Here is a 23,890-nt window from a genome sequence, read left to right as displayed (position 1 = left end):
TTCTTTTTATCCGCTAAAAAATAGTACTACTCGCAAAACTCTGCATGCAATATGCAACTTTCTACCAAAGAGTTTTATCTCACTCGAGAGCCCATCCCTTCCCCATTTTCAACCCTCCTTAACTCTCCATAATCTTTCGCCAATGCAAGAGCATTATTAATTTTTAGGAAAGGGTTAAAAATGAAAAACAGTAAACAGAAAAAACAACAGGGTTTTACTCTGATTGAGTTAATGATTGTCGTGGCGGTAATTGGTGTTTTAGCGGCAATTGCTATTCCGCAGTATCAAAAATATGTGGAGAAAAGTTCATTAGCTTCAGCTCTAGCAACTGCTTCAGCATTAAAAACAAATTACGAAGACTATCTTGCCGTAAGTGGTGCTGCTCCAATTAATATTTCAGAAATTGGGGCTGTATCTTTTGCTCTTGGGAGCATATCTATCTCTGGGGGTATTGCAGTAGAGATAACAGAAGGTGGTGGTAAAGGAAGCTCTGTAGCCTTAGCTAGAAATACTGATGGTTCTTGGAACTGTACGATAAGTGCTTCTAAAGGAGTCTCGATCAACGGTTGTAACTAATGCAAACCAACCTCTGCACGGTTCTTCGTCAAAAAGGGTTACTGACCTTACCCCAAGAAGAATCGTTACTTGAGCGAGTCAAAGCCTCTGGCATTTCGATGCCGGAAGCTTTACTCAGTTCAGGGTTATTCACGTCAAGCGAACTCGCTGAGCACTTAAGCTCTCTCTTTGGTTTAAATCAGCCCGAGTTATCTCAGTACGAGTACGCTTCGCTTTGTCAACAACTAGGTCTACGTGAATTAATCACTCGACATAACGCACTCCCACTCCAACGTACGCCTTCAACGTTATTATTAGCGGTTGCCGACCCCACGAACCAACAAGCAGAAGATGACTTTCGTTTTGCGACAGGGTTGCAAGTAGAACTTGTTCTCGCTGATTTTCGCGAGCTGACCGCTGCGATTCGGCGCTTATATGGCCGAGCACTTGGGCAAGAAAAGTCTGGATTAAAAGAGATCAACCAAGAAGAATTAGCCAACCTGGTTGATGTGGGCGCAGATGAAATCGACAACATTGAAGACTTGAGCCAAGACGAGTCGCCCGTCAGCCGTTACATAAACCAAATTCTGCTGGACGCTGTGCGCAAAGGCGCATCCGATATCCACTTTGAACCTTATGAAAAGATGTACCGCGTTCGCCTACGCTGTGATGGCATCTTAATTGAAACACAGCAGCCACCAAGCCACTTAAGTCGCCGCTTATCCGCTCGTATCAAAATCCTCTCTAAACTTGATATTGCAGAGCGACGTTTACCACAAGATGGGCGTATTAAGCTCAAGTTGAACCAAGACACCGCAATTGATATGCGTGTATCCACGCTACCTACTCTATTCGGAGAGAAAATTGTACTACGACTGCTCGACAGCAGCTCTGCGTCACTGGATATCGACAAGCTTGGTTATAGCGAACAACAAAAACAATTGTACTTGGATGCGCTGCGTCGCCCACAAGGCATGATTCTGATGACAGGCCCAACCGGGAGCGGAAAAACCGTTTCTCTGTACACTGGGCTGAGTATTCTCAATAAACCAGAAATCAACATTTCCACAGCAGAAGATCCGGTAGAAATTAACTTATCAGGCATTAACCAAGTACAAGTACAGCCAAAGATCGGCTTTGGCTTCGCAGAGGCATTACGCTCTTTTCTTCGTCAAGACCCCGATGTGGTCATGGTCGGTGAGATTCGTGACTTAGACACTGCGGAAATCGCCATAAAAGCATCGCAAACCGGTCACTTAGTACTTTCAACCTTGCATACCAATTCTGCGGCTGAAACGGTGATTCGTTTATCAAACATGGGCGTAGAAAGCTTTAACTTGGCCTCCTCTCTTAGTTTGATTATTGCCCAGCGCTTGGCCCGTAAACTGTGCTCGCACTGCAAACAATCACAAGAGCTTACCGTTCAGCTACAACACCTCGGAATTCAAGCAAGCGACAACATTTTTAAAGCCAATCCCGATGGATGCAATGAGTGTACCCATGGTTATTCCGGCCGAACGGGGATTTATGAAGTGATGCCCTTTGATGAATTTCTTTCCGAAGCGCTTATTAAAGGTGCCTCGGTACATGAACTAGAAAAACTCGCCATCGCAAATGGTATGAGCACGTTACAAATGTCGGGCATAGAAAAACTCAAACAAGGGATCACAAGTTTTAGTGAACTACAGCGCGTACTTTATTTTTAATCCTTTAATCAGCAGTCACCTCTATGAAAAGCACTACACCACAACTTAAAAACTTCCGCTGGAAAGGCATCAACAGTTCAGGCAAAAAGACGTCTGGACAAACCCTCGCGATGACGGAAATTGAAGTACGCGAGCGTCTAGACGCACAGCACATCAAGATCAAGAAGTTAAAGAAAAGCAGTATCTCGTTTCTCACTAAACTCAGCCATCGCGTGAAAGGCAGAGACATCACGGTGTTTACCCGGCAAATTTCGACGATGTTGATAACCGGTGTACCCTTAGTTCAGGCTTTAAAATTGGTATCAGAAAATCACAAAAAAGCAGAGATGAAATCCATTTTGATGAGTGTGACACGCGCCGTTGAAGCGGGGACGCCCATGTCAAAAGCCATGCGCACTGCAAGTGAACACTTTGACCCACTCTATACCGACCTTATCGCCACAGGTGAGCAATCCGGTAACTTAGCAGAAGTATTCGAGCGCTTAGCCACCTACCGAGAAAAAAATGAACAACTCCGTGCGAAAGTGATCAAAGCACTGATTTACCCAGCCATGGTAGTGCTAGTAGCGTTAGGCGTGTCGTTTATCATGCTCACCAAAGTCATTCCCGAGTTTGAAAAAATGTTTGTTGGTTTTGGTGCTGATTTACCTTGGTTTACCAGGCAAGTATTAGATCTTTCCGCCTGGACACAAAACTGGAGTCCGTTTATCGCACTAGGCTCCATTAGTTTATTCATCTCGGCGAGAATCCTCTCTAAGCGTTCAGATTCTTTTCGCTTAATGCTCAACCGCTCTGTGCTTAAATTTCCTGTTCTGGGCCCTGTATTATCAAAAGCCGCTATCGCCAAATTTAGTCGAACACTCGCCACAAGCTTTACAGCGGGTATTCCAATTCTAACCAGTTTAAAAACCACATCAAAAACCTCAGGAAACTTACACTATCAACTCGCCATAGAAGAAGTTTACCGTGATACCGCCGCAGGTATGCCAATGTATGTTGCCATGCGTAACTGTAATGTGTTTCCTGAATTAGTGTTACAAATGGTCATGATCGGTGAAGAGTCTGGTCGACTTGACGATATGCTCAATAAAGTTGCAACGATCTACGAGTTTGAAGTCGATAACACCGTCGACAACCTTAGTAAAATTCTAGAGCCGCTAATTATCGTTTTTTTAGGCATCGTTGTTGGCGGATTAGTGACAGCAATGTACTTGCCAATCTTTAACTTAATGAGTGTATTGGGCTAGAATGAGCTGTTAACTCCTTTAAAACAGCATCTTGCTGATTTCACTCATCGCTCAAGAGACAAATATGGAAGTATTCCAGTACTACCCTTGGCTATTCGTTGTGTTTGCCACCATCTTCGGTCTGATCGTGGGTAGCTTCCTCAATGTGGTTATTTATCGACTACCTAAAATCATGGAACTAGAATGGCGACGCGAATGTGCCGAGTCATTTCCTGAATACAAAATAGAACCTCCTAAAGAAGTGCTGACCTTGAGCGTCCCACGCTCCTCCTGTCAGAAGTGCGCAACGCCGATACGTATTCGAGACAACATCCCTGTGATTAGCTGGCTGCTTTTAAAAGGCAAATGCCACAACTGTCAGACAGCCATTAGCGCACGCTATCCACTGATTGAACTGCTCACTGCGTTCTGCTCAGGCTTTGTCGCTTACCACTTTGGTTTTAGTTACTTTACCGTTGCCCTACTCTTTTTCACTTTTATCTTAATCGCCGCAACATTTATCGATCTCGATACTATGTTGTTACCTGACCAATTAACATTACCATTAACTTGGGCTGGCATTGCCTTAGCATTAGTCGAAATAAGTCCTGTTACTCTACAAGATTCTGTCATTGGTGCTATTGCTGGTTACCTATGTCTCTGGTCCGTTTACTGGGGCTTTAAGTTACTTACCGGTAAAGAAGGAATGGGATATGGTGATTTTAAATTACTCGCAGCACTAGGGGCTTGGCTGGGCTGGCAGTCACTGCCGATGATCATTCTACTTTCTTCTGTGGTTGGCATCGTATTTGGCATCATTCAACTACGCTTGCAAAAACAGGGAATTGAAAAAGCTTTTCCTTTCGGTCCTTACTTAGCAATTGCTGGTTGGATAAGCTTAATTTGGGGCGACCAGATTTTAAACTGGTACTTTACTTCAGTTCTAGGAGTGTAAATGGCTTTGGTTATTGGTTTAACAGGTGGTATCGCTAGCGGTAAAACAACCGTCGCGAATCTGTTCAAACAACAATTTAAAATCGATATCGTCGATGCAGACATTGTAGCAAGAGAAGTTGTCGAGCCAGGCACTCCCGGCCTAAACGCGATTATTGAACATTTTGGTCACGATATAGTTCGTGAAGACCAAACTTTAGATCGCGCAAAGCTGAGAGAGAAAATCTTTTCAAACTCAGATGAAAAAGCATGGCTCAACGCACTGTTGCACCCGATAATTCGTGAAAAGATGATCGAAGATTTGCAGCAAGTCACCTCAGAGTATGCGTTACTTGTGGTGCCGTTGCTCGTAGAAAACAAGCTAGACAGTTTGTGTGATCGAGTTCTTGTCGTCGATGTAGAACCGAATACACAGATATCTCGCACGATGAAACGAGACAATGTGAGTGAAGAACAAGCTCGCGCTATCCTTGCCTCTCAAGCATCAAGAGAGCAAAGACTCGCGCTTGCAGACGATGTGGTTAAGAATAATCCAAGTGACCCAGATCTTTTGCTTCAAATCACAGATTTGCACGAAAAGTACCTAGCCATGTGTAAGAAAAATCTGCGAAAATAGGAACGAAACTCACAAAGGCTTATGTCGATGACCACGCACAAATTTGAACATCCGTTAAATGAGAAAACTCGTATTTATCTAAGAGTGGAGTCTCTGCTGCGTCAGGCTCACTTGGCCTCTGGGTTTAGCGAAAATCACCAGTACCAACTGTTTTTCCGTGCGTTATTCGATATGGTTGAAATCTTCGAACAGATCCAGCTAAAAAGTGAACTGGCCAAAGATTTAGAGAAACAACGATTGTCGTACCGCCATTGGCTAAATGTTGATGGCGTCGATCAAGACGCATTAAATACCCTACTACAAGAGATAGATGTCGTTCATAGCCAACTGATGGGTGCAGAGCGTTTTGGTCAAGCACTAAAAGAAGATCGCTTCTTAAGCTCTATCCGCCAACGCTTTAATCTACCGGGTGGTTCATGCTGTTTTGATTTACCAGCGTTACATTACTGGCTTCACCTACCCATTGAACGCAAAAAGCATGATGCGCAGCAGTGGCAAGCAAGCTTAAGGCCCTTGTCTGATGCGCTTTCATTATGGTTAAAGCTCACTAGAGAGACCGGACATTTTAAAGCTCAAATCGGTCGTGCGGGTTTCTTCCAAAGTGACGCTGATGAAGCTAATATTCTAAGACTTCACATCCCAATGGAATATGGCGTTTATCCTATGATTTCTGGCCATAAAAACCGCTTTGCGATCAAGTTTATGTCGTTTGAAAACGGTCAAGCGTGCACACAAGATATTGAGTTTGAACTTGCTGTGTGCAGCTAAGGCGACACTAAGCCTCACCCCCACAATCTAAAATTCAACGCTTTATTGTTCGTATATTGGATAAAAATTCGTAGCAGCAATAGCGCGTTGAATAAGCCATCTTGAATTCATTTAGGTATACTACCCTTTAACACCAATTAGTAATGGGACGCTCAACTATGTCTAAAATTACCATCGTTCAATGCCCACAATGTGGCGCCGACGTAGAATGGGGAGAACAAAGTCCTCATCGCCCTTTCTGCAGTAAACAATGCCAAATGATTGATTTTGGTGAATGGGCAGATGAAGAAAACACCATCCCAGGCGCCCCCGATATGTCCGACAGTGATGGCTGGTCTGAAGACCAGTATTAATTGAGGCTCTAGGGTAAAGGAATATCCTAGGCTCCTTCTTGGGGAGTCTGAATCACGCTCTTTCGTCGCTGTCCAGAGTGACGAATTTTAACCGCGGAGCCCTGTAATCTTTGGTCATCATTTGCCATCATTCCGAGGAACCATAGCGACATCAGGAATCCACTAACAGTAAGGACACTTCTGAAGTTGACGACTTAAACACTAGTGCTTTCGGCTAGTAGATTCTGAATCCCGCTACTTCTTCGCTATCCAGAATGATGAATTTTAACCATTGCGGTCTGCAATCGGTATTCATTCACCCCTTTTCAACTCTGACTATTTTGATGACCTAGCAAAGCTATTTTTATTCGAGCAAGGCAGAGGCGCGGAGTATATGCCAGTGCATGAGCATCGACAGTGCAGGTCGGGTGAAAAGAAACGAGCAAGCTAATTACACAAATAAAAAAACGGAGCCCTAAAAGGACTCCGTTTAAGATGAGAACGCTAGTTATAGCATTACTTCTTAGCAAGTTTCTCTTTGATACGAGCAGACTTACCAGAACGCTCACGTAGGTAGTACAACTTGGCACGACGTACTGCACCACGGCGTTTAACTTCGATGCTATCAACGATTGGAGAGTGTGTTTGGAACGTACGCTCAACACCTTCACCGTTAGAGATCTTACGTACAGTGAAAGCAGAGTGTAGACCACGGTTACGGATTGCGATTACAACGCCTTCGAAAGCCTGTAGACGCTCACGGTCACCTTCTTTTACCTTAACTTGAACTACAACAGTGTCACCTGGTGCAAATTTAGGTAGGTCTGATTTCATTTGCTCTTCTTCAAGAGCTTTGATGATGTTACTCATTTTTTTAAATTCCTAGAATAAACTGATACTAAATAAATTAGGTTACTTTGCGTTATGTTCACTAATGAACTCAGCAAGTAATTGTTCCTGTTCGTCAGTCAGAGCTAGGTTTTCCAGGAGCTCTGGTCTTCTAAGCCAAGTTCGGCCCAGCGACTGTTTTAGTCGCCATTGACGAATGTCCTTGTGATTGCCTGACATCAGTACCGCTGGTACTTCTTTGTCATCCAATACTTCTGGACGCGTATAGTGAGGGCAATCTAACAAGCCATTTGCAAAAGAGTCTTCTTCTGCTGACGCAAAATCCCCTAGTACACCCGGAACAAACCGAGAGACAGAGTCGATTAACGTCATGGCTGGTATCTCACCACCCGTCATCACAAAATCACCAATCGACCATTCTTCGTCGACTTCAGATTGAATGATGCGCTCATCTACCCCTTCATAACGACCACAAATCAGAAGCAAGTTCTCATTCGTTGCCAGTTCTTCCACTCCTTTCTGGTCGAGCTTGCGACCTTGAGGAGAAAGGTAGATGACTTTCGTCTTGCCCGGTGAGGCTGCTTTCGCGGTATGAATGGCATCGCGCAAAGGCTGAACCATCATTAACATACCAGGGCCACCACCGTAAGGTCGGTCATCGACAGTGCGATGTTTGTCGTGAGTAAAATCTCTAGGATTCCAAGTCTCAATCGACAAAAGACCTTTTTTAACCGCTTGACCTGTTACTCCAAAATCAGTAACAGAACGGAACATTTCTGGAAAAAGGCTAATAACGCCAACCCACATGTTTATCTCGCTCTGTAATTTTGGAGATTAGAATCCAGGATCCCAGTCAACTTCGATCCGTTGAGCTTCGCGATCAACATTAATGATCACTTGCTCTTCAAGGAACGGGATTAATCGTTCCTTCTGCCCGAAAGCATCTTTAAGATTTGCTTTAACAACCAGAACATCGTTTGAGCCAGTTTCTAGCATGTCAGTAACGACACCTAGATCGTAACCTTTAGTAGTTACAACTTGCATCCCAAACAATTCGCGCCAGTAGAACTCATCTTCTGACAATTCAGGCAGTACCGCAGGGTCAATAGCAATTTCAAAGTTCGTCATTAGATGCGCGTCTTCACGAACATCCATGCCTTCCAGCTTAGCCACCATACCTTTGTTATGGCGCTTCCAGCTTTCTACTTTGTACTCAACCCACTTACCCTTTTGGTTAATGTACCAAGGGCTGTAATCGAAAATGCTTTCAGCATTGTCTGTGTAGGAAAAAACCTTAAGCCAACCTCGAATGCCGTAAGTAGCACCAAACTTGCCTACAACAATCTTTTCGTTGCTCATTGTTTCTTTACCTTTCATCGACATAAACTAGTTTCTACTTTTCAAGTAAAAAATTAAGCCGCTTTTTGAGCGTCTTTAACTAGCTTAGCAACGCGGTCAGATACAGACGCGCCTTGACCAACCCAGTGGTTAACGCGGTCTAGGTCTAGACGTAGACCTTCTTCTTGACCTTTAGCAGTTGGGTTGAAGAAACCAACTTTCTCGATGAAACGGCCAGTTGCAGCGTTGCGGCTGTCCGCTACTACGATTTGATAAAATGGACGCTTTTTAGCGCCGTGACGTGCCAAACGAATGGTTACCATGTCGTCCTCTTTGCTTTCTCAAAAATAAAATTAACCCCAAAAACCATTCAAGAAATTAAATAGTTTGGGGTCTCGTGCCAAAATAAAGCTCCGGAATTTTACTCTTCTCCCGGAGCAATGCAAGGAGTTTAGTTACTTTTTCACCAACATAAATTGAATTTAAAGTTTGTGACGTACCTAACACCCTGAATCTATACGTAATCGATTAATTAACGACCAAATGGGTTGAAGCCACCGCCTCCACCCATGCCGCCCATCATGCCTTGCATGTTGCGCATCATGCCTTTCATGCCACCTTTTTGCATCTTTTTCATCATCTTCTGCATTTGGGTGAACTGTTTTAGTAAGCGGTTTACGTCTTGAACCTGCACACCAGAACCAGCCGCAATACGCTTCTTGCGCGAGCCTTTGATAATTTCTGGGCGTTGACGTTCTTTCATTGTCATGGAGCTGATGATCGCTTCCATCTGTTTGAACATCTTGTCATCGACTTTGTCTTTCACATTGTCTGGTAGCTGAGACATGCCAGGAAGCTTATCCATCATGCCCATCATGCCGCCCATGTTTTGCATCTGGCCTAGCTGTTCACGGAAATCTTCAAGGTCGAAACCTTTCTTCTCTTTGAACTTCTTCGCCAGCTTTTCTGCTTTTTCTTGGTCAACGTTGCGTTGAAGGTCTTCAATTAAAGACAGAACATCACCCATGCCAAGAATACGTGAAGCAACACGATCTGGATGGAACGGTTCTAGCGCGTCAGTTTTTTCACCGACACCCAAGAATTTGATTGGTTTGCCCGTTACATGGCGTACTGACAGTGCCGCACCACCACGAGCATCACCATCAACCTTAGTTAGAACCACACCAGTAAGAGGTAGCGCATCGCCAAAGGCTTTTGCGGTATTTGCTGCGTCTTGACCCGTCATGGCGTCAACAACAAATAGCGTTTCTACTGGGTTGATAGCTGCGTGAAGATCTTTGATCTCCCCCATCATCTCTTCATCAATTGCCAAGCGACCTGCGGTATCGACAATCAATACGTCGTAGAATTTTTTCTTCGCATGGTCAATCGCTGCATTGGCGATATCAATAGGCTTCTGGTCTGGTGATGATGGGAAGAAGTCAACACCGATATCTGATGCCAGCGTTTCAAGCTGCTTGATTGCCGCAGGGCGGTAAACGTCGGCAGACACAACCAAGACTTTCTTCTTGTCACGTTCTTTTAAAAGCTTAGATAGCTTACCTACCGATGTGGTTTTACCCGCACCTTGTAGACCCGCCATAAGAAGCACAGCAGGTGGTTGAGCGGCAAGGTTTAGCGCCTCATTCGACTCACCCATTACGGCTTCAAGTTCTGTTTGAACGATCTTGATAAATTCCTGACCTGGAGTCAGAGATTTAGAAACTTCTACACCTACCGCTTTTTCTTTAACGCGGTTAACAAATTCACGAACAACCGGAAGCGCAACGTCAGCTTCAAGTAAGGCCATTCGTACTTCACGTAGGGTCTCTTTAATGTTGTCTTCGGTCAGACGACCTTTGCCACTGATATTTTTCAGCGTTTTGGATAATCGATCCGTTAAATTCTCAAACATCTTTGTCTCTTCGCTAAAATGGCGATTAATTAGTGTGAGTATACATTAGCCAAGGTCTGAGTCATACCCGTACCGCTGCTCTATTCTTGTCTCTATTTCTATATGGTGCGGTAACTTATTAATTTCAATATCTCATCTCTCACGATTGATGTCGGATATAACGTAGCCCCAAAGTGTAATGCAAGGTATAATTTCCTCATTGTGCACAATAATATTTAGGATTCATGGATAGCTTAATAGCCATCGCGGCCGCCATACTTTATGTTTTGGCGATTGCGACCATCATACCCGGACTCTCACAGCAGTCAGGAATCAAAGCAAAAACAGTGTTTGCTAGTGCTGCCTGTGCGCTTGTTTTTCATGCGTGGATTTTGAGTGATCTGATTTTTGATGGTTCAGGTCAAAACCTTAGTATTCTCAACGTAGCCTCTTTGATCAGTTTTATTATTTCTCTGGTCATGAGCCTTGCTATGTTGAAAAATCGGTTGTGGTTTTTATTGCCTGTCGTTTATAGCTTTGCTGCCATCAATTTATCTGCTGCCACATTTTTGCCAAGCACGTTTATCAAGCACCTAGAGAATGACCCTAAGCTACTCATTCACATTTCTTTTGCGCTGTTCTCATACGCAACTTTAACTATCGGTGCACTCTACGCACTTCAGCTGGCTTGGTTGGATCACAAACTGAAAACAAAAAAATCTTTGGCGATTAACCCAAACCTGCCGCCTTTATTAATGGTAGAGCGTCAGCTATTCAAAATCATTTTGATCGGTAACTTATTGTTAACTGGCACGCTCATTACTGGCTTTGTCTTTGTGCAGGATATGTTTGCTCAAGGTAAAGCGCATAAAGGCATTCTTTCTTTCATCGCTTGGATTGTGTACTCAATACTGCTTTGGGGTCATTATCAAAAAGGTTGGCGTGGTAGAAAAGTTACTTGGTTCGCTGTCGCAGGGGCAACGCTGTTAACTCTGGCGTATTTTGGCAGTCGCTTTGTGAAAGAAATCATCTTGAATTAAGGAGCTCTAGGGCTCCTATCCTTTATATTTTAGGCTAGATAAAATACAGTACGCCTTAACCCTTTGACTTAACGGACTTACTCAACCGTTATATAACCCAATACTTACAAGGAACAGCAACGTTTTGGACGACATCTCTACGGGTATCTTGTTTGCGCTACTCGCGTGTCTTATCGTCATATCAGGTTACTTTTCCGGCTCAGAAACAGGGATGATGTCTCTGAACCGTTATCGCTTAAAGCACTTAGCCAAAAATGGGCATAAAGGCGCTAAGCGAGTCGAAAGGCTATTAGACCGTCCAGATCGTTTGATTGGTCTTATTCTTATCGGCAACAACCTCGTTAATATTCTCGCGTCCGCCATCGCGACCATTATTGGTATGCGTTTGTATGGTGATTTAGGTGTCGCTATCGCAACCGGTGCACTGACTATGGTTGTATTGGTTTTTGCTGAAGTTACCCCAAAAACAATTGCAGCGCTGTACCCTGAACGCGTGTCTTACGCGAGCAGTATCCTACTGACCATATTGATGAAGTTACTATCGCCTTTGGTGATGCTCGTTAACTTTATTACGAATGGCTTTATTCGTTTACTTGGCGTAAAAGCTGATCACTCGGTAGAAGACCATCTTAGTTCCGATGAGCTGCGTACCGTAGTAAACGAAGCTGGCGGCTTGATCCCTCGCCGACATCAAGACATGTTGGTGTCTATTTTGGATCTTGAGCACGTCACTGTGAACGACATCATGGTGCCACGTAATGAGATTACCGGTATCGATATTAATGATGACTGGAAATCCATCGTTCGTCAGCTTACCCACTCACCACATGGACGCATTGTTTTTTATCGTGACCAAATTGATGAAGTGGTTGGCATGCTGCGCCTGCGTGAAGCTTACCGCCTGATGCTGGAAAAAAACGAGTTCAATAAAGAGACGCTATTACGTGCCGCGGATGAAGTCTATTACATCCCGGAAGGTACGCCACTGAACGTGCAAATGTTAAAGTTCCAACGCAACAAACAGCGTATTGGTCTGATTGTTGATGAGTATGGCGACATTATTGGCTTGGTGACATTGGAAGATATTCTGGAAGAGATCATTGGCGAATTCACAACCTCGATTTCTCCAAGCCTTTCTGATGAAATCAGTCCTCAAGGTGACGGAAGCTTCCTCATTGAAGGCAGCACCAATATCCGAGATATCAACAAAGGCCTGAAATGGGATTTACCAACGGATGGCCCAAGAACGTTAAACGGTCTTATTTTGGAGCACCTGGAAGATATTCCAGAGAGCCATTTAAGCGTGAGAGTGGCTGGTCATCCAATGGAGCTTGTTGAGATTGAAGAAAACCGCATCAAGCTCGTTCGTGTTTATCCTAAAAAGAAAAAATAGCCTCTATCTACAACTCACGATGAGAAAAGCTCAACGATAAAAAATAAAAGAGCCTGATCATGTCAGGCTCTTTTTAGTTCTGGATAAATATGCTTCTTGATAAGTTTTTAGCAACTAGTCGATGCGCAGCTCTTTTAGCATCGATTCAGGCAAAGCAAGTTCATCATTTTTGTTCACCGATACACCAGCATCCAAAATGCTCTTTGCGATCTGTTGTGCTTCTTCTAAAGAGTGCATCGCTGCCGTGCCACATTGGTATTCGTTGAGTTCAGGGATCTTGTTCTGGCTTTCTACCTTTAGTACGTCTTCCATGGCCGCAATCCAAGCATCCGCTACTTGCTGCTCTGATGGAGTGCCAATCAGGCTCATGTAAAAGCCCGTGCGGCAACCCATAGGCGAAATATCGATGATCTCAACAGAATCGCTGTTTAGATGATTGCGCATAAAGCCTGCATAAAGGTGCTCTAGTGTATGAATACCTTTTTCAGAAAGGATGTCTTTGTTTGGCGCGGTAAAGCGTAAATCGAAGACAGTAATCGTGTCCCCTTTTGGGGTCTGCATGGTCTTCGCCACTCGCACTGCCGGTGCATTCATGCGAGTGTGGTCCACGGTAAAACTATCGAGTAAAGGCATTACATCTCTCCTGATTGTAACTCCAATACCTCTCGGTACTGGATAAATGTCATTCATCCCTACAGCACATAAACAGGCTGTAGGTTAAAAGAACCAGCTGCTGTTGTCTTCCAATTCCTGACGACATTGCTTCAGCTGCCAGCCATAAGTTTTTGCAGTTTGTTCAACACGTCGAGCGACTTTGAGCAAGCTGGGCTTTCGCTTATAAGTACCTCGCTTGTACCCACCTCGACCTTCATGATAAGCCAGATATTGACTGTATGGGTCCCATAACGAAATCCCTAGTTGGCGCCTCGTTTCGTGAGTATACCAACCGACAAACATCATTGAATCATCAAAGTTGGTACGAGAACCGCCCTGACCCGTCGCATCTTGGAAATCTTCCCAAGCAGGATCTTGAGCTTGAGCGTAACCATACGCACTGCTGACTCGTCCCCAAGGGATAAATCCCAATAAATAGTCTTTGGGTGGTTTCGCATCGTGCCGAAAGCTGCTTTCTTGTTTAATGATAGCCATAGCGACATGAATGGGGGTTCCCCACTTTTCTTCCATATCTTTGGCATCATCATACCAGCCGGATTTCTCTCGAAATATCTCACATAAATTATTCTGCTGCTTTGGCGGTGCCGTGGCACAACCTGCAAGTAACATGCTTCCGAGTACCGATACTACTAACGGTTTAATGTTCAATCCCACCCAACCTTTACCTATTCACTACTGCTTCAGATAAGCAAAGTAATCTTCCAAAAAATCATCAAAAGATAGCGTGTCACTTTGTTCCGCTTGCTTTTGCTTTTCTACTGACGACGCCACTTCCGTTTCCATCGTATCTTGCGAGTAGTACTGATAACCGTGAGCTAGATTTTCCTCGCGGTACTTCATGCCAAGCGCACAGCCGACTTTACCTAACCCACCAAGCTCTTTCGTCAGCTCTAATAGTTGACCTGAAATCGTTAGTTTTGGGTTATCAATCCATGTCTCGAGTTTATTACACACATCTTGGTATGCACTGCCACCAGCAGCCATATCCATTTGCTGTGCTATCTGACGCAGCTCGACAAACACTCGATGCGCCCAATCTTGCAGAGATAGACGTTCACCTTGGCAACCAATTTGAAGCATTAGCCCTTTTTCACGACCAGAAACAATGACTTTGTTCCAGTTGTCGCGCCAACACTCTAATTCACAGTTGTCCATTGGATCCGAGTCTGACAAGGCCGCCCAAGTCAGGAAGAGATCAAGGAATCGTACTTGCTCTTCATCCAACCCCACTGCGCTGAATGGGTTAACGTCTAGAGAGCGAACTTCAATGTACTCAACCCCACCACGTCGTAACGCATCTGAAGGCTTCTCACCACTTTTCGACACGCGTTTCGGGCGAATTGGAGCGTATAGCTCGTTCTCAATTTGTAAAATATTGGAATTTAACTGGCGGTATTCACCGTCCACTTTTACGCCTATTTTCGCAAACTCTTCTGATGGGTGACGAATCGCATCGCTCAAACCATCCAGATACTGATCAATGCTGTTAAAGCCAATTTTCAGCACACTTTGCGCACTATTGGTGTAGCCCAGATCGCTCAAACGCAAAGACGTCGATTTCGGCAAATACAAAGTGCCGCCAATTTTCTCGAATGGCAGATCGGTTTCACGACCTTGAATAAAAGAGCCGCATAACGCTGGCGATGCGCCGAAGAAATACGGAATCATCCAACCAAAACGGTAATAGTTACGGATCAGCGCAAAGTAGGCATCAGACTTAGCATCTTGGCGGGATTGTTCATCTTGCTCGCCGTATAGCGCATCCCAAAATGTCTCAGGGAACGAGAAGTTAAAATGCACACCTGAGATGATTTGCATCAGGCTGCCATAGCGGCGTTTTAGGCCTTCTCGGTACAGGGTTTTCATTTTTGCTGCATTCGAAGAGCCGTACTGAGCAAGCTGAATATCCTCTTCCGAGCCGACATAACATGGCATGGAAAGAGGCCACATCTTTTCTTCACCCATTTTTGTCTGGGTGAAGTGATGGATATCTTTCAGTTGTGCCATCAGTTCTGGAATTTCATGTGACACAGGAGTAATGAACTCTAACAATGATTCAGAAAAATCAGTCGTGATCCATTGGTTTGTGAACGCTGAGCCTAACCCCTCTGGATGAGGTGTTGTTGCTAGATGTCCATCCTGACGATAGCGCAAAGTTTCTCGCTCAACACCGCGTCCAAACTGCTTAAATACTTCGGGGTTTGATGCAACTTTTTTTAGTCGCGCAGCAAAATCAGTCAAAATGAGGTTCGCTTATATTGGGAGCAGGACACTTATCACAAAGGACAAGCGTAAGCTAAGTTATTGATATTTAATGCATCTAGATAAATAACCCACGAAAAGTCGCTTATCTAGATGAATAGCGGAGAAACGTTTCTCCGCTATTAAATGTGTACTCTATCGAATGATTTCAAGCTCTTCTACGTCTTTCCCCAACTTTTCTAATTGAGGACGCAGTGATTTAGCATCACCAACGACGATAATTTGATAGTCATTTGGATCAAACCACTTTTGAGCCAGTGCATTCAAAGTCTGCTTATCGACTTTTTCCACGATAGCGTTTCTTTGCTGCAAGTAATCTTGATCGAGGTTGTACTTAAGAATATCACTGATGAGTTCCGCTTTTTGTGTTGGCGTTTCATATTTCAGTGCATCTTTTTGACCGACCGCTTGACGCATAAATTTCATCTCTTCATCAGTAATTCCTGACTGCGAGTATTCATTTAGCTCATTTTCCATCTCAATGATAGAAGCAACCGTTGCATCCGCTCGTACTTGCGCGGTGAAAACAACCGAGCCAGTTTCTGGATTTCCAGAGAAGTAGCCGTAAGCGCCGTATGTGTAACCCTTGTCTTCACGTAGGTTTTGGTTAATGCGGCTATTGAAGTTCCCAGCTAAGTTGAAGTTTGCCAGTTGGCTTAGGTAAAAATCGCCCGTTGCATCGTAAGGCATACCCTGACGAACCATCATGACCACACTTTGCGGCGCTCCTGGTTTATCAACAAGATGGATCTTTTGCTCACCTAATGCAGCGATGCTTTGCGGGGCATACAATGGCGCAGCTTCATCCTGCCAGTTTTTCCAGAACGTCAGTTGCTGTTCAATTTCCTGTTGATCAATGTCACCAACAACGACGATTTGCGCACTTTGTGGCGTGTAATGCTTCGAGTAGAATTCACGGACATCATCCAACGTTAGTGCACTGACACCTGCTTGCGTGCCGTCTTTTGGTCGAGCAAAGACCGAATCCCCATAGAGCACTTGGCGAGTCGCTTGTGATGCCATCCAACTTGGGTTTTGATGCTCATACACGAGACCTTCTAGCGCTTGCATCTTCACGCGCTCAAAATCTGCTTGCTTAAATGCAGGAGACAGCAACATCTCTTCGACAATTTTCAACGTCGGCTCTAAGTTCTTTTCTAAAGCAGAAACGCTGATGTTTGTTGTGTAGCCCGTTGCATTCACGGAGATGACACTGCCTAGTTTATCGAGCTCAGCTTGAATCTCTTCGACACTGCGTTTCGTTGTGCCTTCTTGCAACATTGCGGCGGTCAATTGGGCAAGACCTTCTTTGCCCTTTTCAACAAAACGTGTTCCCGCAGGTAAACTAAACTGCATCATGACCGTTGGTGTTTCATCGCTAACCGCGCCAAGCAACTCCGAGCCATTATTAAAATGAAGCTCGTACAACTCAGGCATCGTCGCTTTCACTGGCTCCCCTACAGGCGGTTGCACAGAGCGATCGAAGTTATCGGTCGCACGACGATACGCCAATTGATCATCAGTGATCTTCTCGTATTCTGGTAGCGTACGTTTTGGCGCCACAAAGGTCGCTGGTTTTACGACAAGGTCAGTTTTTCCTTTTGGTACCACGCTTAGGGTCACTTTGTTCTTACCTTGGATAAAATCCGTATACGCTTTTTCTACCGATGCAGGTGTCACTGCGCGGATCTGCTCAAGCTGTTGCTCAAGACGATCAGGATCGCCGAAAAATGTCTCGTTGGAAGCCAACTGCGTTACTTTGCCTTTAACGCTTTCTAATGCAAAGATAGCATCCGCTTCCGCCTTACCCTTTAACTGCTCAAGGCGATCTTCTGTCACGCCTTTTTCAGCAAACTGATTGAGTGACTGTAAAAGCTCGTCGTACAGTTTTGATAGGTCGCCTTTGTCCCCAGAGTCACCCATTGCATAAACGTAAAAGTTACACGCCAGTTCTGCACAGTCATGGAATGAGCCCGCATCGACGGCTTTTTGAGTCTTGACTAAGTCTTGGTAGAGCACGCTGTTTGTACCGCCACCTAGCACTTCAGATAGCGTGTCGAGAGACGCTTGGCTTTCTTCGCCGTTGTAGGTTGTTGGCCACGCGATCATCACCATAGGTTGTTGAATACGATCCTCTAGCGTGATGTATTTGTCTTCTTGCAGTTTGGCAGGTTGTTTCGGCGCATTTTCAACCTCTGGCCCACGAGGAATCGAACCGAAGTACTTATTTACCCACTCAAGAGTTTGTTCAACGTCTAAGTCACCACCGATCGTGATAGTCGCATTGTTTGGGCCATACCAACGTAAGAAAAACGCTTTGAGATCGTTCACATCAACACGGTCAAGATCTTCAACATAACCAATGGTTTGCCACGAATACGGATGACCTTCAGGATATAGCGCTTCAGACATACGCTCCCAAATTAAGCCATAAGGACGATTATCGTAACGCTGAGCTCGCTCATTTTTTACAGTTGAACGCTGAATTTCAAATTTGCGTTGAGAAACCGCATCCAGCAAAAAGCCCATACGGTCAGACTCTAACCACAGCATTTTCTCTAGCTGGTTAGCCGGGACAGTTTCAAAGTAGTTAGTACGATCGCGGTTTGTCGTACCATTTAACGTACCGCCAGCCTCTGTGATGATTCTGAAGTGCTCTTGGTCACCAACGTTCTCTGAACCTTGGAACATCATGTGCTCAAAGAAATGCGCAAAACCAGACTTACCCACCTCTTCACGAGCCGAACCAACATGGTAAGTCACATCCACATGGACCAATGGGTCGGAATCTTCAGGAGCTAATATCACCGTTAAACCATTATCGAGTTTATACTTTTGGTATGGAATCTTAACTTTGCCTTCTTCCGCTTTCGATGACTCGACGAAAGTTACCCCTTTCGGCAGTGATGAAACTGGCGTATTTGATGCACAGCCCGTGATCACCAAAAGTGAACACGCGCCAACCCAAAACATCTTCATGTACTTTCCTTAAAATAATCCGAGATAGATGGCCGCAAGTAAGCTATACCTAGCAGCCTTTCCTAAAAATATTAAAATCACGCAAGGCAGAAACTTCATTCTTAGCCACCCTGCGGCTAAACACAGCGGGTCTCCAATTACAGGTAACCAGCTAAAAAACAATCCCCAATAGCCATACTTAGACAGCCAGTTTAATGCGGTATGACCGTGCTTTTCTTCTTGCGCTTTGTTGGGAATCCACAAGCCAAGCCAATAGTTTGTTAAGCCACCAAGCGTATTGCCGATAGTGGCGACCATAATAATTGACGAAACGGAATATTGATTTAATGAGAGAGTGGCAACTAAGCCCGCTTCAGAGCCACCAGGTAACAAAGTGGCACTGAGAAAACCGGTCATGAAAAGCACCCATAATGCTGAATCTGAAAACCAAAGCGCTAGACTTTCAAAGCTCGTATTAAATGCTTCTAGCATGTCATATCAAGCAACACCTTGCCTCTGGTTCTTCCTGATTCAACTTGCTGGTGAGCAGCAATCACATCACTCATCGGATAAACTTGTTGAATTTCAGTCTTCAGTAAACCAACGCCAACCATGTACAACAAGGTATCTAATTGCGCTGGATCTGGCTCAACCAACATGCCGTTAGCCTCAAAGCCTAGGAGTTTGGCTTTTTCACAAATCAGCTCAGCTGTGATGGTTGGAACGGTTATGACTCTCGCACCGTCTTTCAGGCATTTAAGCGCATCTAACGCGGCATCTCCACCTACTAAATCAATCAAAACATCAACATCTTCAACACGTTCTGACACTGGTGCAAATTGATAGTTCACTGCATGAGCACCGAGCGTCGCAAGGTAGTCTAAATTTCGTTCACTGCAGGTTGTAAAGACTTCCGCTTTCGTCGCGATCGCAATTTGTACCGCGAGGTGTCCAACGCCACCGGCTCCTGCGAGGATAAGTACGCGATCGTTTTCAGTCACATTAGCCTTACTGAGAGCTTGTGCCGCAGTTTGTCCCGCCAACGGTAATGCTGCTGCAGCCTCTAAAGTGACTGAACTGGGAACATGACTTAACTCAGCTTCTGGAACACATACGTACTGACTGTACCCACCGCCTCGGACTGGGAAACCGATAAATCCAGCCACCTCATCACCATCATTAAAACGCGACGCCCCCTCTCCATTGGACACGACTTTTCCTGAGATGTCGTAACCTGGTACCCAAGGTAAATTATCCTTGTTCTGCGCAGCTGCCCAACCGAGTCCGGCTCGAGTTTTAACATCAATAGGATTTACGCCTGAAAAAGCGACTTTTACTAAAACTTCACCAGGCTGTGGTGATGGTGTAGAAGCATGTTGAATCGCGAGTACGTTGGCATCACCAAATTCAGTGATAACGATCTGTTTGTGTTCCATAAACCATTCCCTGCAAGAAAACAAAAAGGGATGCGAAAGCATCCCTTTGACTATAAACCATTTTGTTAACCGAAGTTAATCGTGATTTTGTAAATTGGTTGATCATTCCATTTTCGGTAATGACTAGCCGACAAGTGCTAGCAAGATACCAGCGGCCACTGCTGAGCCCAATACACCTGCAACGTTTGGTCCCATCGCATGCATCAATAAGAAGTTTTGCGGGTTAGCTTGTAAGCCGACCTTGTTCACCACACGCGCGGCCATTGGTACCGCAGAAACGCCAGCCGCACCGATAAGTGGGTTGATGTCTTCTTTTGAGAACTTGTTCAGCAACTTAGCCATTAGCACACCAGCACCCGTGCCAATACTAAACGCAACCGCACCAAGCCCTAGAATGCCTAATGTTTCTAAGTTCAGGAATTGATCCGCTTGCAGCTTCGAGCCAACCCCTAAGCCCAAGAAGATCGTCACGATGTTAATCAGCTCATTTTGTGCGGTTTTCGATAGACGATCGACCACACCCGCTTCACGCATTAAGTTACCAAGACAGAACATACCGACAAGAGGCGTTGCTGAAGGTAGGAAAAGAATCGTCATGAGTAATACTGCCATCGGGAACAATACCTTTTCCCATTTACCCACGTGACGCAGTTGCGCCATTTGAATCTCACGTTCTTCCTTAGTGGTTAGCGCCTTCATGATTGGCGGCTGAATGATTGGCACTAAAGCCATGTAGCTATACGCGGCTACAGCAATCGCACCAAGCAAATCTGGTGATAACTTACTTGCTAAGAAAATCGCCGTTGGGCCATCCGCACCACCGATGATAGCGATAGACGATGCATCCGCCATGGAGAACTCCATACCAGGTACATAGTTGAGCAAAATAGCGCCAAACAGTGTCGCAAAAATACCAAACTGAGCTGCCGCACCTAGCCACAACGTTTTTGGGTTTGCGATCAAAGCACCAAAGTCGGTCATCGCACCCACACCCATGAAGATCAACAACGGGAACACACCCGATTCAATCCCAATGTAGTAAACGTAGTAGAGCAAGCCGCCAGGCTCAGTAAAGCCAGCATTTGGAATATTCGCCAAGATAGCACCAAAACCAATCGGCAATAACAGTAAAGGTTCAAAGCCTTTTTTGATTGCCAAAAACAGCAAGGTACAACCAACCAGCATCATACAGATTTGGCCGAACTCGAAGTTAGCGATCCCTGTTTCTGCCCAAAGGGTTAACAATCCGTCCATGATACTCCCTTACGCCAGGCTCAATAGAGGCGCACCTACTGTGACAGCATCGCCTTCTTTAACGTTCAACTCTTGAACCACACCACCACGCGCCGCACGCACTTCTGTTTCCATCTTCATTGCTTCAAGAATCAGTAGTACATCGCCTTCAGCCACTTCAGCGCCAGGCTGAACATTCACTTTAAAGATATTACCGGCAAGAGGAGCAGGCACCGCTTCAGCAGAAGCGCTAGAAGGTGCGCTAGGTGCCGTCGATTTTGCAGGCGCCGCAGAAGGAGCGACAGAGGTTAGCTCGCCTTGAGGACCAACTTCCACCTCATACACCTGTCCGTCAACACGTACGCTATAAGTTTCTACGCCGCCAGTTGCTGGTTGCGCCGCAGGTACGGCAGGCTTCGCAGCTTCTAGCGTTGGTGCAGGTTCAAATGCTTCTGGGTTTTCACGATTCTTAAGGAACTTAAGACCAACTTGAGGGAAAAGCGCATAAGTAAGTACATCATCAACACGTTCACTTGCTAGCTTAATACCTTCTGATTTCGCTTTCTCCATTAGATCAACAGTAAGCGTCTCCATTTCAGGCTCAAGCAAATCGGCAGGACGACACGTAATAGGCTCTTTGCCATCAAGTACTTTAGCTTGCAGCTCTGCATTTAACTCGGCTGGCGCTTGACCGTATTCGCCTTTCAATAGACCAGCGGTTTCCTTAGTAATGCTCTTATAGCGTTCGCCAGTAAGAACGTTAATCACCGCTTGCGTTCCGACGATCTGCGAAGTTGGAGTCACCAATGGAATGAAACCAAGATCTTCGCGAACACGAGGGATCTCTTCTAAGACTTCATCAATGCGATCCGCCGCGCCCTGTTCTTTCAACTGGCCTTCCATGTTAGTCAGCATGCCGCCAGGCACTTGAGCAATCAGGATGCGAGAGTCTACACCTTTCAACTGACCTTCCCACTTCGCGTACTTCTTACGTACTTCACGGAAATACGCGGCGATAGGTTCTAGTTGTTCGAGCTTCAAATTGGTATCTCGCTCGGTTCCTTCTAGCATCGCGACTACCGTTTCCGTCGGCGTGTGGCCATAGGTACAACTCATTGAAGAAATCGCTGTATCGAGAATATCAATACCAGCTTCAACTGCTTTTACCGCTGTCGCAGTAGACAAGCCTGTCGTCGCGTGACAATGAAGTGCTAATGGCACATCACAAGACGCTTTGATACGCGTAATAAGCTCTTCCGCTTCATAAGGCTTAAGTAAGCCAGACATATCTTTGATACACAGTGAATGACAACCTAAATCCTCTAGGCGTTTTGCCAAGTCAACCCAAGTGTCTGCGTTATGCACAGGGCTTGTTGTGTAAGACAGCGTACCTTGAGCATGTGCGCCAACATCGACCGTTGCTTTAACGGCCTTCTGGAAGTTTCGCACGTCATTCATTGCATCAAAGATACGGAACACGTCCATACCGTTAGCATGCGCGCGTTCAACGAACTTCTCTACTACGTCATCGGCATAATGGCGATATCCTAAAAGGTTTTGACCACGCAGTAGCATTTGCATTGGCGTATTGGGCATCGCTTTTTTCAGCTCACGCAAACGCTCCCAAGGGTCTTCCCCTAAGAATCGAATACAAGAATCAAACGTTGCGCCACCCCAAGTCTCTAGAGACCAGTAACCAACCTTATCCAACTCAGCTGCGATAGGCAGCATATCCTCAATACGCATACGCGTAGCAAATAGTGATTGATGGGCATCACGAAGGACCACATCTGTAATAGCTAGTGGTTTAGACATGCTCTTAAACTCCTTTTTAATCTTGGTTCGGCTACTTCGCGAATGAGGCGCGATGTTTATGAATCGCAGCCGAGATCGCCGCCACTACTTGTGGACTAACAGCTGAAGAGGTTGATTGAATATTAGTATTTGTTTTTGGTGCTGCGATCGGCTCTGGTACTTCTTCTGGTACCAATTTCGACATTAGCCGAACGAGATAAACAAGAATAGTGAGGAAAATAAATACGACCGCTATCCCCGTTAGCATCAGGGTGGCCGCATCTACTAGCAGGCTTCCTATATTAGTCATGTTGCTTCCTTTCTTTGTCATCCTGACAACGTGCAGGACTTTAATAGCGTCAAATCCCGACCAATGGATTATCTCGATTGGTTAAATTTTGTCAATTTTGTTTAAGGAAGGTTTGTAATAATCCTGATAAATGATTATTTATTCACTACCCAGATCACAGTTCATGACAAAATAATTACTGCGAATCTGCTATCTCCTTACGAACAGAGTAAAGGAGGACATAAATAAAAACTGCGATTTGGATTTCAAAACCAAATCGAGATTTACACATAAAAACTAATAAAAACTAATAAAAACAAAAGGATGTCACTTTATAACAATTAACAAACAAATAAAAAACAAAAGGGTTACATGTGAACAGTTGAAGTGAAAGAAACGGAAATCAATATACAGGAGAGATAGTAAGGGTGGATTCACAAACTACGTAAGCGTCTTTAAATCGACTCATTCAATCCTTTTAATAAACGTCGTAACCTTTAACTTTTATCGTTAAAGGTACTCGAAAATGTCTCAGCATAGATCTCAGCAAGAATGGCTACGCCTTGTTCAGA

At 44.9% G+C, this 23,890-nt stretch carries 23 protein-coding genes; 9 read left to right on the top strand and 14 right to left on the bottom strand.

Going from position 1 to position 23,890, the window contains the following annotated elements; translation table 11 throughout:
- Positions 1-180 precede the first annotated feature (180 nt).
- The 7 genes from FKN08_RS00115 (at position 181) to yacG (ending at position 6,178) form a co-directional block, all read left to right on the top strand.
- On the top strand, positions 181-576 hold the full coding sequence (locus FKN08_RS00115) for a pilin (protein WP_170890958.1): 396 nt from the start codon (positions 181-183) through the stop codon (positions 574-576).
- Positions 576-2,261: a type IV-A pilus assembly ATPase PilB gene (gene pilB / locus FKN08_RS00110; RefSeq protein WP_170890956.1), complete on the top strand. Its 1,686-nt coding sequence runs from the start codon at positions 576-578 to the stop codon at positions 2,259-2,261. Before FKN08_RS00115 ends, pilB begins: the two co-directional genes overlap by 1 nt.
- 23 nt (positions 2,262-2,284) lie before the next feature.
- Entirely contained in the window at positions 2,285-3,508 is a 1,224-nt protein-coding gene (locus FKN08_RS00105; RefSeq protein ID WP_017635918.1) for a type II secretion system F family protein, read from the top strand.
- A 64-nt stretch (positions 3,509-3,572) separates the two neighbouring features.
- On the top strand, positions 3,573-4,442 hold the full coding sequence (locus tag FKN08_RS00100; RefSeq protein WP_012841418.1) for an A24 family peptidase: 870 nt from the start codon (positions 3,573-3,575) through the stop codon (positions 4,440-4,442).
- The gene (gene coaE, locus FKN08_RS00095; protein ID WP_047008979.1) at positions 4,443-5,057 is read left to right on the top strand and encodes a dephospho-CoA kinase; all 615 of its coding nucleotides are present in this window, start codon (positions 4,443-4,445) and stop codon (positions 5,055-5,057) included.
- A gap of 27 nt (positions 5,058-5,084) precedes the next feature.
- Positions 5,085-5,825, top strand: coding sequence for a cell division protein ZapD (zapD, locus tag FKN08_RS00090; protein WP_005396691.1), 741 nt, complete (start codon positions 5,085-5,087; stop codon positions 5,823-5,825).
- Between the two features lie 158 nt (positions 5,826-5,983).
- Positions 5,984-6,178 carry a DNA gyrase inhibitor YacG gene (gene yacG / locus FKN08_RS00085; protein ID WP_005396692.1) on the top strand — a complete coding sequence of 65 codons (195 nt, stop codon included), beginning with the start codon at positions 5,984-5,986 and terminating at the stop codon, positions 6,176-6,178.
- Positions 6,179-6,673: 495 nt separating this feature from the next.
- On the opposite strand, the gene rplS is transcribed toward yacG, so the two are convergent.
- From rplS to ffh, 5 genes are all read right to left on the bottom strand, one after another.
- Positions 6,674-7,027, bottom strand: coding sequence for a 50S ribosomal protein L19 (rplS, locus tag FKN08_RS00080; RefSeq protein ID WP_005379971.1), 354 nt, complete (start codon positions 7,025-7,027; stop codon positions 6,674-6,676).
- A gap of 42 nt (positions 7,028-7,069) precedes the next feature.
- Positions 7,070-7,813, bottom strand: coding sequence for a tRNA (guanosine(37)-N1)-methyltransferase TrmD (gene trmD, locus FKN08_RS00075; RefSeq protein ID WP_005425529.1), 744 nt, complete (start codon positions 7,811-7,813; stop codon positions 7,070-7,072).
- 27 nt (positions 7,814-7,840) lie between these two features.
- Entirely contained in the window at positions 7,841-8,389 is a 549-nt protein-coding gene (gene rimM / locus FKN08_RS00070; RefSeq protein ID WP_005379964.1) for a ribosome maturation factor RimM, read from the bottom strand.
- A 29-nt stretch (positions 8,390-8,418) separates the two neighbouring features.
- Positions 8,419-8,667: a 30S ribosomal protein S16 gene (gene rpsP, locus FKN08_RS00065; RefSeq protein WP_005379962.1), complete on the bottom strand. Its 249-nt coding sequence runs from the start codon at positions 8,665-8,667 to the stop codon at positions 8,419-8,421.
- Between the two features lie 209 nt (positions 8,668-8,876).
- Complete coding sequence (gene ffh, locus FKN08_RS00060; protein WP_005385423.1) at positions 8,877-10,259, bottom strand: signal recognition particle protein; 1,383 nt, start codon at positions 10,257-10,259, stop codon at positions 8,877-8,879.
- Positions 10,260-10,483: 224 nt separating this feature from the next.
- On the opposite strand from ffh, the gene FKN08_RS00055 reads away from it, so the two are divergent.
- Positions 10,484-11,278, top strand: coding sequence for an inner membrane protein YpjD (locus FKN08_RS00055; protein ID WP_005396694.1), 795 nt, complete (start codon positions 10,484-10,486; stop codon positions 11,276-11,278).
- A gap of 124 nt (positions 11,279-11,402) precedes the next feature.
- Positions 11,403-12,671, top strand: coding sequence for a CNNM domain-containing protein (locus FKN08_RS00050; RefSeq protein ID WP_005396696.1), 1,269 nt, complete (start codon positions 11,403-11,405; stop codon positions 12,669-12,671).
- Between the two features lie 114 nt (positions 12,672-12,785).
- On the opposite strand, the gene luxS is transcribed toward FKN08_RS00050, so the two are convergent.
- The 9 genes from luxS to FKN08_RS00005 all read right to left on the bottom strand — a co-directional run bounded on the left by luxS (position 12,786) and on the right by FKN08_RS00005 (position 23,339).
- Positions 12,786-13,304, bottom strand: a complete 519-nt coding sequence (gene luxS / locus FKN08_RS00045) for an S-ribosylhomocysteine lyase (protein WP_005396698.1) — start codon at positions 13,302-13,304, stop codon at positions 12,786-12,788.
- Between the two features lie 84 nt (positions 13,305-13,388).
- The gene (locus tag FKN08_RS00040) at positions 13,389-13,994 is read right to left on the bottom strand and encodes a hypothetical protein (RefSeq protein ID WP_170891673.1); all 606 of its coding nucleotides are present in this window, start codon (positions 13,992-13,994) and stop codon (positions 13,389-13,391) included.
- Positions 13,995-14,018: 24 nt separating this feature from the next.
- On the bottom strand, positions 14,019-15,587 hold the full coding sequence (gene gshA / locus FKN08_RS00035; protein ID WP_170890955.1) for a glutamate--cysteine ligase: 1,569 nt from the start codon (positions 15,585-15,587) through the stop codon (positions 14,019-14,021).
- Between the two features lie 156 nt (positions 15,588-15,743).
- Positions 15,744-18,587 (bottom strand): pitrilysin family protein, encoded by a 2,844-nt coding sequence (locus FKN08_RS00030; protein ID WP_170890954.1) that lies wholly within the window; start codon positions 18,585-18,587, stop codon positions 15,744-15,746.
- A gap of 9 nt (positions 18,588-18,596) precedes the next feature.
- Positions 18,597-19,058, bottom strand: a complete 462-nt coding sequence (locus FKN08_RS00025; RefSeq protein ID WP_074191783.1) for a YqaA family protein — start codon at positions 19,056-19,058, stop codon at positions 18,597-18,599.
- Complete coding sequence (locus FKN08_RS00020) at positions 19,052-20,002, bottom strand: NADP-dependent oxidoreductase (RefSeq protein ID WP_170890953.1); 951 nt, start codon at positions 20,000-20,002, stop codon at positions 19,052-19,054. Before FKN08_RS00020 ends, FKN08_RS00025 begins: the two co-directional genes overlap by 7 nt.
- Before the next feature lie 123 nt (positions 20,003-20,125).
- On the bottom strand, positions 20,126-21,256 hold the full coding sequence (locus FKN08_RS00015; protein WP_005396706.1) for a sodium ion-translocating decarboxylase subunit beta: 1,131 nt from the start codon (positions 21,254-21,256) through the stop codon (positions 20,126-20,128).
- A gap of 9 nt (positions 21,257-21,265) precedes the next feature.
- A complete protein-coding gene (gene oadA, locus FKN08_RS00010) occupies positions 21,266-23,050 on the bottom strand; it encodes a sodium-extruding oxaloacetate decarboxylase subunit alpha (protein WP_005396707.1) in 1,785 nt (594 codons plus the stop codon).
- Between the two features lie 31 nt (positions 23,051-23,081).
- Positions 23,082-23,339: an oxaloacetate decarboxylase subunit gamma gene (locus FKN08_RS00005; protein WP_212762622.1), complete on the bottom strand. Its 258-nt coding sequence runs from the start codon at positions 23,337-23,339 to the stop codon at positions 23,082-23,084.
- Positions 23,340-23,890 lie beyond the last annotated feature (551 nt).

The sequence above is a fragment of the Vibrio sp. 1-2 (7-a) genome (assembly GCF_013048515.1).
Classification (GTDB): Bacteria; Pseudomonadota; Gammaproteobacteria; order Enterobacterales; family Vibrionaceae; genus Vibrio; species Vibrio diabolicus.
This window is presented reverse-complemented; position numbering and strand designations above follow the sequence as displayed.